12 protein-coding genes are annotated in these 14,982 nt (G+C 71.5%); 8 read left to right on the top strand and 4 right to left on the bottom strand.

Annotated elements, in window-relative coordinates:
- Positions 1 to 33: 33 nt before the first annotated feature.
- A complete protein-coding gene (locus ACZ5DC_RS29395; RefSeq protein ID WP_468657624.1) occupies positions 34 to 1,227 on the bottom strand; it encodes a M24 family metallopeptidase in 1,194 nt (397 codons plus the stop codon).
- Between the two features lie 31 nt (positions 1,228 to 1,258).
- Positions 1,259 to 2,530: an MFS transporter gene (locus tag ACZ5DC_RS29390; RefSeq protein ID WP_468657622.1), complete on the bottom strand. Its 1,272-nt coding sequence runs from the start codon at positions 2,528 to 2,530 to the stop codon at positions 1,259 to 1,261.
- A 142-nt stretch (positions 2,531 to 2,672) separates the two neighbouring features.
- On the opposite strand from ACZ5DC_RS29390, the gene ACZ5DC_RS29385 reads away from it, so the two are divergent.
- Complete coding sequence (locus ACZ5DC_RS29385; RefSeq protein ID WP_468657620.1) at positions 2,673 to 3,293, top strand: TetR/AcrR family transcriptional regulator; 621 nt, start codon at positions 2,673 to 2,675, stop codon at positions 3,291 to 3,293.
- A gap of 391 nt (positions 3,294 to 3,684) precedes the next feature.
- Here ACZ5DC_RS29385 and ACZ5DC_RS29380 read toward each other — a convergent pair whose 3' ends face one another.
- Positions 3,685 to 5,193: an APC family permease gene (locus ACZ5DC_RS29380; RefSeq protein ID WP_468657618.1), complete on the bottom strand. Its 1,509-nt coding sequence runs from the start codon at positions 5,191 to 5,193 to the stop codon at positions 3,685 to 3,687.
- A gap of 220 nt (positions 5,194 to 5,413) precedes the next feature.
- Between ACZ5DC_RS29380 and ACZ5DC_RS29375 the strand changes: the two genes are divergently transcribed.
- The 6 genes from ACZ5DC_RS29375 (at position 5,414) to ACZ5DC_RS29350 (ending at position 12,656) form a co-directional block, all read left to right on the top strand.
- Positions 5,414 to 6,427: an SIS domain-containing protein gene (locus ACZ5DC_RS29375; protein ID WP_468657616.1), complete on the top strand. Its 1,014-nt coding sequence runs from the start codon at positions 5,414 to 5,416 to the stop codon at positions 6,425 to 6,427.
- Positions 6,428 to 6,457: 30 nt separating this feature from the next.
- The gene (locus ACZ5DC_RS29370) at positions 6,458 to 7,255 is read left to right on the top strand and encodes a PfkB family carbohydrate kinase (RefSeq protein WP_468657614.1); all 798 of its coding nucleotides are present in this window, start codon (positions 6,458 to 6,460) and stop codon (positions 7,253 to 7,255) included.
- 116 nt (positions 7,256 to 7,371) lie between these two features.
- Positions 7,372 to 8,091: a GntR family transcriptional regulator gene (locus ACZ5DC_RS29365; RefSeq protein WP_468657612.1), complete on the top strand. Its 720-nt coding sequence runs from the start codon at positions 7,372 to 7,374 to the stop codon at positions 8,089 to 8,091.
- A 153-nt stretch (positions 8,092 to 8,244) separates the two neighbouring features.
- Complete coding sequence (locus ACZ5DC_RS29360) at positions 8,245 to 8,673, top strand: cupin domain-containing protein (protein ID WP_468657610.1); 429 nt, start codon at positions 8,245 to 8,247, stop codon at positions 8,671 to 8,673.
- A gap of 631 nt (positions 8,674 to 9,304) precedes the next feature.
- Positions 9,305 to 11,434 (top strand): discoidin domain-containing protein, encoded by a 2,130-nt coding sequence (locus ACZ5DC_RS29355; RefSeq protein WP_468657692.1) that lies wholly within the window; start codon positions 9,305 to 9,307, stop codon positions 11,432 to 11,434.
- A gap of 139 nt (positions 11,435 to 11,573) precedes the next feature.
- Positions 11,574 to 12,656 carry a DUF1996 domain-containing protein gene (locus tag ACZ5DC_RS29350; RefSeq protein WP_468657608.1) on the top strand — a complete coding sequence of 361 codons (1,083 nt, stop codon included), beginning with the start codon at positions 11,574 to 11,576 and terminating at the stop codon, positions 12,654 to 12,656.
- A 94-nt stretch (positions 12,657 to 12,750) separates the two neighbouring features.
- Here ACZ5DC_RS29350 and ACZ5DC_RS29345 read toward each other — a convergent pair whose 3' ends face one another.
- Positions 12,751 to 13,791, bottom strand: coding sequence for a LacI family DNA-binding transcriptional regulator (locus tag ACZ5DC_RS29345; RefSeq protein WP_468657606.1), 1,041 nt, complete (start codon positions 13,789 to 13,791; stop codon positions 12,751 to 12,753).
- 145 nt (positions 13,792 to 13,936) lie between these two features.
- On the opposite strand from ACZ5DC_RS29345, the gene ACZ5DC_RS29340 reads away from it, so the two are divergent.
- Positions 13,937 to 14,854 carry a DUF6891 domain-containing protein gene (locus tag ACZ5DC_RS29340; RefSeq protein ID WP_468657604.1) on the top strand — a complete coding sequence of 306 codons (918 nt, stop codon included), beginning with the start codon at positions 13,937 to 13,939 and terminating at the stop codon, positions 14,852 to 14,854.
- Positions 14,855 to 14,982: the final 128 nt, after the last annotated feature.

Here is a 14,982-nt window from a genome sequence, read left to right as displayed (position 1 = left end):
ATCTGGCGTATCCGGCGGGGGGTCGGTTTCGGGTCAGGGCAGGACGATCAGCTCCCGCGGCATGGTGGTGAGCAGCCGGTTGCCGTCGGCGCCCACCACGAACGGGTCCTCGACGTGCACACACCCGAAGCCGAACTCGTAGTACGGCGTCTCGATGTTCACGACCGTTCCGGGCTCCAGCTCGTCGGTGCTGCCCGGGCGGATCAGGACGGGGTCGTAGACCTCCACCCCGATGCCGTGGCCGACGTGGTTGCGCCGGTAGTGCGGTATGCCGGCCGCGCGGACGGCGTCCACGGTGAGGTCGAAGAGCTGTTCACCGGTCATGCCCGGGCGCGCGGCCTCCAACGCTCGCTGTTCGCCGGCGAGTACGGCGTCGTAGAGGCGTGCCAGACGCGGTTCGGGTTCGCCGAGGGTGCATACGCGGGCGATGTCGCACCAGTAGCCGTCGACCACGGCGCCGACGTCGAACCAGATCGCCTGACCGCGCCGCAGCGGTGTGCCGGTCGGGCGGCGCTGCCCGGCGACGGCGTTGGCGCCGATGCGGATGAGGGTGAACTTCGCAACGCCCCCCTGGGCCGCGACCGATCGGTTGAACTCCCGTACCAGTTCGCGCTCGGTGACGCCCTCCTGCGCGATGGCGGTCGTGGCCCGGATGGCCTGCTCGGCGACGGCCGCCGCGGCGGCCACCCGTTCGAGTTCCCGGGCGGTCTTCACCTGCCGTACCCAGCGCAGGTGGCGGGCCGCCGGGACGAGTTCCCACCCCGGCAGTTCCTTCGCCAGGGCGTCGAGGAAGTCGGAGGGGACGCCGTCTTCGTCGATGCCGACCCGCCCTCCGCCCGGGCAGACGCTGCGGATGGCGTGGACGAGCGCGGAGCCGGCGTCGTCGAAGCGGGTGTCCCAGCTGACCTCCCGTAACAGCTCGTTCTCGGGATCCAGCACCGCTTCCTCGGGGACTTCCCGGAAGAAGGGCCCGTACGCGACCGCTTCACGGATCGGCTCGTCGGCGTCGAGGAACTGGTCCACCTCGCAGCGCCCGCACACGAAGACGGCACCGCGCCGGGTGTCCTGGGACAGGGCCGCGAAGGCGCGTCCCGAGTGCGGGAACATGTCCAGGTGCACGCTGTCGATGCCCGTCAGGTACATCAGGTTCTCGGCCGTGGTGCTCACGACCGCGTCGAGCCGGGCTCCGGCCATCCGCTGCTGGAGGCGCTCATGGTTGATGCGCACGTGACGTTCCCTTCTTGTCCATGGGTCTTGTCTATGGGTCACGAACAGTGGTTCGTTCCGAGGGAGGGGCGGCCCCGTGGCCGGTGGCCGTACCGCGTTCGGGGCTCTCTCCCGTCCGGCCGCGCCCTGGGCCGGGTGGTCCGCCCGGCAGGCAGATCAGGGGGATGGTCCACACGGCCGCTGACACGACGATCGCCGTGCTCGTCCACCCTCCGGCCACGGCTGCTCCCAGCAGTGGTGTGCCGATGACGATGACCAGATTGGCGTGCGCGTTGATCAGCCCGACCGCGCCCGCGGAGCGGTCCGGGCGGCGCTGCTGCGCCGCGGCGAAGACGCCCGCGAAGGGAAGTCCGGAGGCGATGCCGAGCACCACGCACAGCAGCGGTGCGACGGCGACGGGCTGACCGGCGGTCAGGGCCAGCACGCACAGGCTGCCCGTCAGCAGTGCGCCGATGGTCCGGCGAAGGCCGTGTCCTGGCCGCCTCCGGGCCAGGTAGCCACCCAAGGGGCGGCTGACGATCGTCGTCAGAAGGATCAGTGAGGCACTGACGGCGGCGAAGGTGCCCGAGACGTGCCAGGTCCGTCGAAGGATCAGGGCCGCCCAGTTGCTCAGGACCACCGATCCGCCGAAGGTGACGGCGTGGACCGCGGCCAGGCGGTACAACTCCCCGTCCCGGAGGAGGGAGTGCCGAGCGCCGGGTCCTTCCCTCGCTTCGCGTGCCCCGTCCGGCACGGCTGCGGGGACGGCGCCGAGGACGGCCGCCAGGCCGGCAAGGGCGAGCAGCGCGGACGTCACCCATGTCGAGCGCCATCCCAGTGCGTGGCCTGCGAGCGGTACGACCAGCAGGGCGGCTCCGCCCGCTGCCGCGGCCGCACCGCCGAAGACGCCCTGGCCCACCGCGCCGGTGCCGCTGGCGCGTGCCGCTTCGGCACCCGCGACATAGCACAGGGCAGCGCCGATGCCGGCGATCGCCCGGCAGGCGAAGGCCACACCACCCCACGGGGCGACGGAGGCGACGGCGTACGCGGCCGCCACCATGGCCGCTCCCCACACACCCGCCCGCCGCGCGCCGAACCGGTCCACCGCCATTCCGGACGGCACCTGGGCGGTGGCGTAGGTGATGCTGAACGCCGAGGTGAGGATGCCGACTTGGGGCAGGCTGAGGTGATAGGCGTGAGCGAGCGACGTCGCTTCCGCTCCTGCCGCGGTCAGTGACCATCCCGCGGTTCCGCCGAGAAGGCACGCCGCGAGCAACCGGCGTGAGCCCACCGCGCGGAGTCCCCGGATCACCGAATGGGACATGCCACCTCTCACCCAGCCCTCCCGCGAGGAAGGGTCCGCGATATCCGGGCACGTGCGACGCCCTCTCGGGGTGCACGACGCACGAGCGCAGCCGACTGCGACGCGACGTCGCGTCGCAATACTCGCATGCATAATGGCCCCTATGCCAGAGCGTGCAGGGGTCTCCATACAAAAGCGGTCACCGGACGGCGAAGCCGGACCGCGACGGAGGGAGTCCATCCTCTCCGCCACCTTGCAGCAGCTCGCCGAGCAGGGTTACCGCGACCTGACCATGGAGTCCGTCGCATCGCACGCCGGCGTCCACAAGGCCACGCTGTACCGCTGGTGGGCGTCGAAAGGACACCTGGTGGGGTGGGCTCTGGGCGCCTCGCTGTCCACCGGGCCGATCCCCGACACCGGCAACACCCGTGAGGACCTGGTGAGTTGGCTCAAGGTCACCATCGCCAACTACACCTCCACCACGGCAGGCAGGGCCCTTCCCGGGCTCCTGAACGACCTCGCCGACGAACCCGGCACGCTGGAGGCGTTCCGGGCCGCCTTCCTCGACCCGCGGCGGGCCAACTGCGCGCAGGTCATCCGCCGCGGCATCGACCGGGGTGACATTCCCGCCGACACGGACATCGAGCTCTTCATGGACGTCCTGGCCGGTCCCGTCTTCTACCGGCAGTTGATGACGGGAACCCCGCCCCCGCACGACCTCGCGGAACGGATCGTCGACCTGCTGCTGTTCGGCCGGATCCCACGCCGGCTTCCCGCGAGCTGACGGCGGGCCGGCGGCGCGCACGCGGCCGGTTCCGGCGCCACGAGGCAGAGTGCTCCGGGCAGCCACGACCGCTCCCCCCGTCAGGGGGTCGCGCGCCCGACGGCTCGCCGGCGGGTCACTGCGCGGCCGGGCGGCACCGCGGGTGTTGCCGGGAAAGGGCGCGGCCGGTCCTGGCGGCGGCGGCCCGCAGGGATGCGGGGGGCCACCGGCTCCGGACCGGCCCGGCCGTTGATCCCGGCCTCGCCCGCGCGGTGACCGCCGCCGGGGCGTCGCCCAGGTCACGTCAACGCCGGGACCACCGGCGATGACGACCCGCGGCTCGAACCGCCCACGGCACGACGGCCCTCCGGTCCGGCTGCCGCGAAACGCGAGCCGCGCCCGCAGGTCGGGGTCAGGTGAGTCCTTCCTCCTCGGTGAGCCGGTGCCCGATCCTCCGTACCAGTGCCGGAGAGAGCAGGACGGCGGCCAGTGCCACCGCTATCCAGGCGCCCGCGGTGATCGGCAGCCAGAAGGCCGCGCCCGTCGGGTAGGGCACGATGTTGCGGTACAGCGTGTAGCCGAGCACGGCCACGGTCGCGGCGGGGATGACCATTTCCCGGCGCGGCACCCGGCGGGTCCGCAGCAGCATCCCGGCGGCGCCCACCGTCGCCAGCAGGTACACCACCAGAACGATCAGGGTCCCCACCGTCCCGATCCACGCCCAGGGCAGGGCGACGGGCACGCGGGCCACCCATCCGAAGACCACCACGGACGCCACCATCACGGCGAAGGCCACGCCGACGGCCCCGACCGGTGTGCCGTACCGCCGGGACACCCGGGTGACCACCGTGTCCCTGGTCGTCGCCGCCCTGGACAGGGACAGCAGCATCCGGGAAGCGCCGATCAGGCAGCCGATCGCGCCGCCCAGCGCCGAGACCGTGGTCCCGACCGTGACGATGTCACCGACCCAGGAGGACAGGTAGGCCCCGCCCAGATCACCGTAGAGCGAACCGCTGGCATGAAGACGGGCCAGATCCGGGGCGCGGGTGCCGAATCCCATGACCTCCACGGCGCTGGTGACGATGTAGAAGACGCCGCCGATCAGTACGGTCCCGATGACGGCCCGGGGGATGGTGCGGCGGGGCTCGCGGGCTTCCTCCCCGAGGGTGGCCGCGCTCTCGAAGCCCGCGAAGGCCAGGAAGCCGAACACGGCGCCGAGGAAGAGCGCCGAACTGCCGGTGCCCTCGGCGGGCCGGAAGACGGACAGGGTGAACTGCTGGCCCTGCGGGCCGTGCGCGGTGCTGATCCGGTAGACGACCACCGCGCTGATCAGCAGGATGAGTACGACGGTGGCTCCCTCTATCCACAGCAGCAGGTCGGCGCCGCGTCGGGCCGGGAACACCGTGATCACCGCCGCGGCCAGCAGGACGAGCAGGGCGATCAGGTGGGGCAGCCAGTTCGGGGGGTCGGACAGGAGGCCGAGCGACTCGATCAGCGAGGTCGAGAAGATGGCGGCCGAGTAGGCGCTGCTCATGCCGAACAGCAGATAGGTGCCGAGCAGGCACCAGCCGGCGACGGTGCCCGCGCGGGCGCCCAGGGTGGCGCCGACGAAGCCGAACACCGATCCGGACGTGTTGAAGTGCTGGCTGAGCCGCACGAAGCTGTACGACAGCAGGAGCACGCCCACCGTGGCGATGGCGATCGCCAGTGGAATCGCCCGGCCGACGGCGGGCTCGGCGCCCTGCGGGTTGATGTTGGCGGACAGGGTCGGGCCCATGACGCCGATCGATACGCCGAGCACCTGCCACAGACTGAGGTTGCGGCGTAGCCCGGCGGGCGCGTCGCCGCTTCCGCCTCCGTCGCGCGCACGCTGCTTCTCCCCGCCGGCTCGGACGGTTCCCGATGTGTGGTCGACGGGCATGGGCGCCCTCCCGGTTCGGTTCTCGCACTGTTCACGGAAAACTTGTCAGACAGGATTTGCGGAAGTCTGACGTGGGTGCAGGCCACTGTCACGGAGGTGAACGACGAGTGTCAAGAGTTTCCAGGCGCCTTGACAGACTCAACTTGTCTGACTTCAATTCGAGCTTGTCAGACAACAAATCGGCCTCATGGCCGTCCGACCACCGGAGATGAAGGCGTCAATGCTGAACTTCGACACGGACCGTTTCCTGCGCATCCAGTCCGGCGCGATCGACCTGGCCGACGGGCTGCGGGACGCGGTCGCCCGGTGTCTGCGCGAGGGTGCGCGGAACCTCTTCTTCGTGGGCTCCGGCGGAGCCGGCATCCTGATGCTGCCTGCCGCCCGGCTGCTCCAGACCCGCTCGGCCTTCCCGGTGCACGTCGAGGCCCCGGCGGAGCTGGTGGCGGGCGGCTCGGTGCACCTGGGCCCGCACTCGGTGGTGGTCATCCCGTCCCTGTCCGGCACCACGGCGGAGAGCGTCGAGGCCCTCGAATACTGCAAGAGCCGGGGCGCCACCGTCATCACGCTCACCGGGCACGCGGACACCCCGCTCGCCGAAGGCGCGGACCACTCCTTCGTGAACTTCGCGGAGGACGACACCTCCTGCGAGTCGTTCTACCTGCAGTCCCTGGTCCTCGCCCTGGCGCTGATGCAGGAGCGCGGCGAGATCACCGACTACGACGAGGTGGTGGCCGACCTGAAGCTGCTGCCGAAGCTCCTGGTGGACGTCAAGCAGGGCTTCGAGGAGCAGGCGGAGCGGTTCGCCGCGCGGATCCAGGACGAGCCGTACCACATCATCACCGGGGCGGGCTCCACCTGGGCGGAGGCCTTCTACTACGGCATGTGCATCCTGGAGGAGATGCAGTGGATCCGTACCCGCCCGGTGCACGCCGCCGACTTCTTCCACGGCACCCTCGAACTGGTCGAGAAGGACGTCAGCGTCATCACCTTCAAGGGCGAGGACGACGGCCGCGCGCTGGTCGAACGGGTCGAGTCCTTCGCCCCCCGCTACACCGACAAGCTCTCCGTCTTCGACACCGCCGCCTTCGAACTGCCCGGCGTCGGCGCCCGCACCCGGTCGCTGATCTCCCCGGTGCTGCTGGCCACGGCCTTCGAGCGGGTCAGCGCACACTTGGAGGTCAAGCGGGACCACCCGCTGACCACGCGCCGCTACTACAAGCGCGTGTCCTACTGACACCGGCGTCCGCCACGAGAGGAGAGCCCGTTGCTGTTCGCCACGGTCGGGGACAACACCATCGACGAGTACGTCGGTACCCTCAGCAGGAGCTATGTGGGCGGAAACGCCCTGAACGTCGCGGTCGACCTGGCCCGCGCGGGCAACGCCTGCCGTTACTCCGGCGCCGTCGGCCCCGACCGGGCGGGTGCACGCGTCCGGGCGGCCCTCACCGCCCAGGGCGTGCGCACCGACGGACTCGTGGTGCTGCCCGGCCGCACCTCGGTCTCCCGGATACGGGTGGACGCCACCGGCGACCGGTCCTTCGAGTACGAGGACTTCGCCGTCTGCGCCCAGTACCGGCCGGACGAAGCCGAACTGGAGCGGCTCGGCCGGTGCGGCGCCGTGCACATCGGCATGCTGCCGGCCGAGTCCGCCGCACTGGTCCGCCGGACGCTCGCCGGCCGGGGCGTGCTCCTCAGCCAGGACTGCGCGGTCACCGAGGGGTTCGACGGACTCGGCATCGCCTTCTGCTCCGCCGGCGAGGACGTGTCCCACGCCCGACTGCTGGCCGGTCAGGCGGTCGCCGGCGGGGCGGCACTGGCGATCGTCACCTGCGGGGCGGCCGGCAGCATCGGCCACGACGGGCGCTCCTGGTGGCAGGTGCCGGCCCTGCCGACCGACGTCGTGGACACCACAGGCGCGGGGGACAGCTACATCGCCGGTTTCCTCGCGGCGCGGACCGCCGGAGCGGACGTCGCACAGTCGATGCGGGCGGGCTCCCGCACCGCCGCCGAGACCTGCGCCCACGAGGGAGCCTGGCCGCAGGAAACCGTTCCGGCCGGGTGAACGGCCCCGGTACACGGGGGCGTCGGGCGTACGCTCCCGCCGCACGGCGCTCGTCATAGACTGTGCGGTGCCTTGAGTCCGCAGCCGGATCCGCTCCGCCCGACAGGAAGCCCCACATGCCCGCAAAACGCCCCATGTCGGCCCAAGTGCGCGACCGGCTGGTGGAGTTGTTCCGGTCCCGTGGGCTGGTCCCCGGCGACCAGCTGCCCAGCGAGGCGGAGATCGCGGAACTGTGCGGGGTCGGCCGGTCCACCGCCCGGGAGGCGCTCAAGCTGCTGGAGCAGGAAGGCATGGTGGTCGCCGAACGCGGCCGCGGACGGTTCATGTCTCCCCTCGGCGCGCTCAAGGTGGAACGTCCCATCACCCGCTTCGAGTCGATCAGCAGCATGCTGGAGGCCCTGGGCTACCAGGCGCACACCGTCGTGCTCTCCGTCGCGGAGCAGACCCCGGGCGAGGTCGCCCGCGAGGCGCTGGGCCTCGCGGACGACGACACGGTGATCCGGCTGGAACGGCTGCGGTCCGACGGTGACGACCCGCTCGTCTACAGCGTGGCCAGCATCGTCAGGGACGCGATTCCGGGGCCTGTACGGCACTTCGACTGGAGCGGGTCGCTGAGCGACATGCTCGCCGCCCACGGCCATCCACCGGTGTCCTCCGCCGCCCGGCTGAGCGCGGTGGAGCTGCCCGAGGACGTGCAGCGGCGGTACTCCCTGGGCGGCCTCGGGCCCTGGCTGCTGATCTCGGAGACGGTGATCACGCCCGCGGGGCGGCCGGTGCTGTACGCGGAGGACTACCACCGGGGCGACGCCTTCGCCTTCAACGTGCTGCGCCGCTGAACCGGTCCCCGCCGGTTGCGGCATGCCTGGAGGTCTGCCCGCCGCAACTGCGCGAGCGCGGCCGGTACGTGTGACAGGCGGGGACGGGCGGCGTACCGGCGGTCCGGTTGCCGCCGTGAGTGTCGACGCGGCTCGCTGCTACCTTCGGGAGCCATGACCGACAGGGTGTACGTGGGCAACGCCGGCAGGGACGCGGCGCTGGACCGGGGGTGGCTGCTGGGACACTTCAAGGACGCCTCCGATCCACGTCACAGCGACGACGTGGAGATCAAATGGGGCGTCCACGCCCAGGGCGATGAGCGGGCCCAGTGGGTGACCGGCGAAGAGCGCACCGCGCTGTTGGTCCTCATCAGCGGCCGCTTCCGGGTGGAACTGCCCGGGCGCAGTGTTCTCCTGGCCGAGCAGGGGGACTACGTCGTGTGGGGCCGGGGCGTGGATCACTCCTGGTTCGCGGAGGAGGAGTCCGTGGTTCTGACAGTCCGCTGGCCCTCTGTCCCCGGCTACAAGGTGACCGCTGAGGAGGACTCCGCCGCCGGTCATGGCCATGCGCTCGGGACAGCGACCGGCACGGTGACCTCGTAGCGGACGGCCGACCTGTCCCGGCGGGTGGCCGATGGCCCGGGTTCGTTCAACCGACCGGCACCCGCCCCTTCACCAATCGAAGTCGGTCGCCGACCGCTGCCGGTCTCTGACGCTCCCGGCCGGCCGCCGGGAGGCGGACCCCGACTCGACGACCGCGTGGGCGAAGTCCGCCGTGGCGCAGCCCGCTCGACTCCCACTTAAGTAAAGCTGAAAGAAAAGCCGCCCGACTCCTTGACCCGGGGATGACTGCCGGGCATGGTCGGGAGAGCGCTCTCCCGCACTCCCGTTCCGAGCCCCCTTCTCTCAACTCCGCTTCTAGAGGAGACGACTTCGTGCCCGGTCCCGGTACCAGCGTGGTGAACCCACTCGATCCGCCTCACCCGTACGCGGACCGGCGACGGCTCCCCTCCGGGCCGGACCAGCCTGCCCCGCACCGCGGCCCGGAGGGGACCGCAGCCCCCGCACGATCCGCACGGGGAAGGCCCCCTCCGCCGGAGCGCGGCCGGCGCATGCCCGCACCGCCACGGACCGGCCCCCTCCGGCACCACGTCCCGTCCTCCGCGACCCGACCCGTCAGGAGCACCCGTTGTCCAGACCGGCTACCACCACCCCCCTCCGCCGCCGTGCGACCATGCCCTTCGTCGCCCTCGGCGCCCTCCTCGCCTCCTCGTTCACCGTGGCGCTCGCCCCGGGCGCGCACGCGGCCGACGCCCTCCTGTCCCAGGGCAGGCCCGCCACCGCCTCCTCACAGGAGGGCGACGGCTACGCGGCGGCCGCCGCCGTGGACGGCGACCTCACCGGGACCCGGTGGGCCAGCCAGTGGAGCGACCAGCAGTGGTTCCAGGTCGACCTGGGCCAGGTGTCGGACCTCAGCCGTGTGGTGCTGACCTGGGAGTCGGCCTACGGCAAGGACTACGAGATCCAGGCGTCCGACAACGGCGCCGACTGGCGCACCCTGAAGAAGGTGACCGGCGGCGACGGCGGCACCGACGACCTCGCCGTGTCCGGGAGCGGCCGCTACGTCCGGATGCAGGGCCTGGCCCGGTCCGGCGGGTACGGGTACTCGCTCTGGGAGTTCCAGGTCTACGGCTCCGCCGGCGGCACCGCACCTCCCCCCGCCCCGGGCGCCGTGAAGGTCGAGGGCGGCCAGGGCAACTGGCGCCTCACCGTGGGCGGCCAGCCGTACACCGTCAAGGGAGTCACCTGGGGCCCGGCGGTCTCCGACGCGCCCAGGTACCTGCCGGACGTCAGGGCCATGGGCGCCAACACCATCCGCACCTGGGGCACCGACGGTACGAGCAAGGCCCTGCTGGACGCCGCGGCGTCCAACGGGATCCGCGTCATCAACGGCTTCTGGCTCCAGCCCGGCGGCGGACCGGGCGCCGGGGGCTGCGTCGACTACGTGACCGACACCACGTACAAGAACACCATGCTCACCGAGTTCGCCAAGTGGGTGGACGCCTACAAGAGCCACCCGGCGACGCTGATGTGGAACGTCGGCAACGAGTCGGTCCTCGGTCTCCAGAACTGCTACAGCGGCACCCAACTGGAGGCCCAGCGCAACGCCTACACCAGCTTCGTCAACGACGTCGCCAGGAAGATCCACGGCATCGACCCCGACCACCCGGTCACCTCCACCGACGCGTGGACCGGCGCCTGGCCGTACTACAAGCGCAACGCGCCCGATCTCGATCTGTACGCGATGAACTCGTACAGCAACGTGTGCAAGGTCCGCCAGGACTGGATCGACGGGGGGTACACCAAGCCGTACATCATCACCGAGACCGGACCGGCCGGCGAGTGGGAGGTGCCCGACGACGCCAACGGCGTCCCCGACGAGCCGACCGACGTGCAGAAGGCGGACGGGTACACCAGGGCATGGAACTGCGTCACCGGCCACCAGGGCGTGGCCCTGGGCGCCACCCTCTTCCACTACGGCACCGAACACGACTTCGGCGGCGTCTGGTTCAACCTCGTGCCCGACGGGCTGAAGCGACTGTCGTACTACGCCGTCAAGAAGGCGTACACCGGCTCGGCGTCCGTCGGGAACACGCCCCCGGTCATCAGCGGCATGACCGTCTCCCCGGCCTCCTCCGCACCGGCCGGCGGCGACTTCACCGTGCACGCCGACGTCCGTGACCCGGATGGTGACGCGGTCACGTACAAGGTCTTCCTCAGCGGCAACTACGCGAACGGGGACAAGCGGCTCGTCGAGGCGCAGTGGCGCTCGACCGGGAACGGGAACTTCACGGTCACCGCGCCGCAGAAGCTCGGCGTGTGGAAGGTCTACGTGCAGGCCGAGGACGGGCACGGCAACGCCGGCATCGAGACCAGGTCCGTCAAGGTCGTCGCCCCGCCGGTGAGCGGCACCGACCTGGCGCTGAACCGGCCCGCGACCGCCTCCTCCTCCCAGCAGTCCTACGGCGACTGCCCCTGCACCCCGGAGCTGGCCGTCGACGGCCGCGCGGACACCCGCTGGGCCAGCGACTGGAGCGACCCGCAGTGGTTCCAGGTCGACCTCGGCTCCTCCAAGGCGCTGCGCAGGCTTCAGCTCGTCTGGGACCCCGCCTACGCCAAGTCCTACGAGGTGCAGGTGTCCGACGACGCGACCACCTGGCGCTCGGTGTACTCCACGACCGCCGGCGACGGTGACGTCGACACCCTCGACGTCTCGGCCACCGGCCGCTACGTGCGCCTCCGGCTGACGGCACGCGGCACGGGCTGGGGCTACTCCCTCCACGAACTGGGGATCTACAGCTGACGGCTGTGCCCCGGACGACCCCGGACGACGGTGACGGCACTCTCCGCGGTGTTCCGCCGCCACCGCACCGGACGCACCACCCGCGTGACACACGTGTGCGCGCGGGCCCTCTTCCCACCCCACGGGCAGGAGACCCCCCATGAGATCGAGTCCGAAACGACTCCCCGCACTCCTCCTCGGCACCGCCCTCCTCGCCGGTGTCCTGGGCGTCGGCACCATCGCCTCCGCCGCCGGTGACAACCGCGAGGTTCCCGCCGCCGCGGCCGCGCGCACCGGGCACGTGATGGCCGTCTCCACCCAGGCGTCCGGCGACGACCCGGACGGCGACGGCTACATACCGGCCGTGCCGCAGGTCACCGGAGTCACGCCGTCCACGAAGACTCCGCCGCCGCGTTACTTCCACGAGTTCCAGGCCAACTGCTCGGTCACGCACACCGCTCCGGACGACCCCATCGTCTACCCGGGCCAGCCCGGCAAGTCCCACGACCACACCTTCATGGGCAACACCTCGACCGACGCGGGCAGCACCACGGCCTCCCTCTACGGCGGCGCCACCACCTGCAAGGCGCCCGCCGACGCCTCGGGGTACTGGATGCCCTCGTTGTACAAGGGCGACCAGAAGATCCTGCCCGTCGGGCCCCAGACGATCTACTACAAGGCCGGCGTCACCGACTACACCAGTGTCCGGCCCTTCCCCAAGGGCCTGCGGTTCGTGGTGGGCGATCCGATGCAGAGCGCCGACCAGTTCCGCCACCACCGCGGCTTCGTCGAGGGCTGGGAGTGCGGCGACAGCTACTTCAACACCGACTTCCCCGCGAGCTGCCCGAACCGGGCCGACGTACAGCTCAACATCCGTTTCCAGGCGCCGAGTTGCTGGGACGGGAAGTACCTCGACACACCGGACCACAAGAGCCACATGTCCTACCCGGTGGTCAAGCCCGGAACGAACGACAACATGTGCCCCGACGACCACCCGGTCGCACTGCCGATGATCGAGTTCAAGATGGCCTTCCCGGTCAACGGCGACATGTCGCAGGTTCGCCTCGCGAGCGGGCGCGGCTACTCCTTCCACTACGACTTCTTCAACGCGTGGGAGGAGCGCACGCTCAAGGCCATGGTCGACCACTGCATCGTGGGCGGCCTCCAGTGCGACGCCCGCGGCTACGACCAGACGCACCCGGAGGCGGGTGCGGCCCTGAACGCGGACTACCGGCTGCCCTGACCGCCGGTCCCGCCCCTCGGCCCGGCCGGTCCCGCACACCGCGGGGCCGGCCGGGCCCTCGGTCCGCTCCCGGCCCCGGTCCCGGTCACGCGCGTCACGCGCTCTCCCGGACGACCAGTTCCGGCTCGAAGAGGACACGCGTCGGGCCGGTACGGTTCCGGCGGACGAGTTCGTCGAGGAGGCGGGCCATCTCCGCCGCCATCCGCTCGACCGGCTGGCGAACCGTCGTCAGCGGCGGTGTGCAGGTCCGGGCGACCCCCGAGTCGTCGAAGCCGATCACCGCGACGTCCTCGGGCACCCGCCTGCCCCACGCGCGGAGCACTTGGCACACGCCCTGTGCCATGAGGTCGTTGGCGGCGAACACGCCGTCCACGTGCGGTTCTTCGGCGAGCAGCCGCTCCATGGCGGCGATGCCGCTGTCGACGGTGAAGCCGCCCTCGGCCACCGGCACGTGCGGATGGCCGCCACCTGCCAGCGCGTCACGGAAACCCGCGAGCCGCTCCCGGCTCGCCGGCAGGTCCAGCGGGCCGGTCACGGTGGCCGGTCTGCGGCAGCCGCGGGCGAGGAGGTGCTCCGCCGCGAGCCGTCCGCCGTGCCGGTGGTCCAGGTCCACGTAGCTCAGTGGGACCTCGCGTGCCGGGCGGGCGAACAGCACGGTGGGCAGCTTCGCCTCGGCCAGCAGCGCGGGCAGCGGGTCGTCGGCGTGGGTGGAGACGACGAGCGCGCCGTCGGCACGGCCCTGCCGCAGGTAGGTCAGCACCTCCTGCCGGTCCTCGGGCGACTCGGCGAACATCAGCACCGGGTACATGGAGCGCGGTCGCAGGAAGCCGACGATCCCTGAGACCACCCTTCCGAAGAAGGGGTCGGCGAACGCCCGGGCGACGAAGGCGTCCTGGGTCTCCCGCGAGGTGTCCCCGGCGCCGGACACCACGAGCGCCACCGTCTCGGCGCGCCGGGTCACCAGCGACCGGGCGGCCCGGTTGGGGGCGTAACCGGTCCGCTCGATCGCACGGTGCACCAGCTTCTGGATCGCCGGGTCCACGTTGCGGACACCGTTGACGACCCGGGAGACGGTCGCCCGCGAGACGCCCGCCTCACGGGCGACGTCCTCCAGCGTCGGGGCCTGGTTGGTCATGCCCGCACCTTAACCGCGCGCCGGAAACCCCGAGTAGGGCGCCTTTCCCACCGTCCAGTTCCAGGGCTGGTCGAGCCCTCGCAGCAGCGGCTGCGCCGCGGGTCCCGGGAGGACCGCGCGCAGAGGCGTGTGTCAGAGTCTGCGCATGCTCGAGATCGTGGTGAGGACGGAGAACTGGGAGCGGCACGTCCGTGTGTCCGCCGGGGAACTGGGAGGGCTGGTCCGGCGGATCGGTGGTGACGGTGACCGGTTCCTGGTGGTCCAGCGGATACCCGACCTGCCCGACGTCTTCGCCCAGGTGTGGCACCAGGCCGGTGGTGACTACACGCTGGAGTACCGCGACGGTGCCGCCGACCGGCAGTTCCAGGCCATGGTCGACGGACCCGAGGCCGTGATCGCGGCGCTTACCGGCTGGGCACGCCAGGAGGCCGGATGGGACGGTGGTCTTGCTTGGTCGTCGCTCGACCTGGGCCCCGCCCGGGAGGTGCCGCCGCTCGACCTCGGCGAGGACGAGCGCGGGGAGCTGGAGGGGCGCGTTCGTCAGGTGCTGGTCGGCGGCTACGCCTCGCGCGCCCAACTGGCCGAGCTGGCCGAGGAGTACCTGGTCACCCAGGACCGCCGGCCCGTCTCACGCGAGCAGGCGCAGTCGCTGGCCGACCGGCTGTGGCTGGAGCGGGTCGCGGAGCAGGCCGGGTGGCAGGGCGAGACGGACCCTGAGCGGCTGACCCGCGCGTTCACCGCCCTCCAGGACGCCGGCATCACGGCCCGCGAGAACTTCACCTGTTGCCATAACTGTGGCCAGTCCGAGATCGGTGGTGAAGCCGGCCCCGACGCCCGTGGTTTCGTCTACTTCCACGCCCAGTGCACGGACTCGGCCGCGGCCGGCCGCGGACTGACGCTCCTGTACGGCGGTTTCGACGGCTCGCCGCAGACCACTGCGGCCATTGGTCACGAGGTCGTGGCCGCGCTCGAAGCGGTCGGTCTCCACGCCGAGTGGGACCATGACCCCGGACGGGCCATCACCGTCACCCCCCTGGACTGGCGGCGCCGCCTGATCGGCTAGGGCCCGACCGTCAGTGAGCGTCCGGGTCCGGTCAGGGCAGCACGGGGACGGGCGGTTCTGGCATTCTGCGGGGGCTGCTTGATCAGGGGGAACCATGGACGGACACGAGCCGAAGTGACGCGCGATCC

Source organism: Streptomyces sp. NPDC031445 (assembly GCF_055581365.1).
This window is presented reverse-complemented; position numbering and strand designations above follow the sequence as displayed.

Coding starts and splice junctions, on each gene's coding strand:
- ACZ5DC_RS29340 (WP_468657604.1), top strand. CDS start 13,937: ATGCTCGAGATCGTGGTGAGGACGGAGAACTGGGAGCGGCACGTCCGT.
- ACZ5DC_RS29385 (WP_468657620.1), top strand. CDS start 2,673: ATGCCAGAGCGTGCAGGGGTCTCCATACAAAAGCGGTCACCGGACGGC.
- ACZ5DC_RS29380 (WP_468657618.1), bottom strand. CDS start 5,193: ATGCCCGTCGACCACACATCGGGAACCGTCCGAGCCGGCGGGGAGAAG.
- ACZ5DC_RS29350 (WP_468657608.1), top strand. CDS start 11,574: ATGAGATCGAGTCCGAAACGACTCCCCGCACTCCTCCTCGGCACCGCC.
- ACZ5DC_RS29345 (WP_468657606.1), bottom strand. CDS start 13,791: ATGACCAACCAGGCCCCGACGCTGGAGGACGTCGCCCGTGAGGCGGGC.
- ACZ5DC_RS29390 (WP_468657622.1), bottom strand. CDS start 2,530: ATGTCCCATTCGGTGATCCGGGGACTCCGCGCGGTGGGCTCACGCCGG.
- ACZ5DC_RS29360 (WP_468657610.1), top strand. CDS start 8,245: ATGACCGACAGGGTGTACGTGGGCAACGCCGGCAGGGACGCGGCGCTG.
- ACZ5DC_RS29375 (WP_468657616.1), top strand. CDS start 5,414: ATGCTGAACTTCGACACGGACCGTTTCCTGCGCATCCAGTCCGGCGCG.
- ACZ5DC_RS29355 (WP_468657692.1), top strand. CDS start 9,305: ATGCCCTTCGTCGCCCTCGGCGCCCTCCTCGCCTCCTCGTTCACCGTG.
- ACZ5DC_RS29365 (WP_468657612.1), top strand. CDS start 7,372: ATGCCCGCAAAACGCCCCATGTCGGCCCAAGTGCGCGACCGGCTGGTG.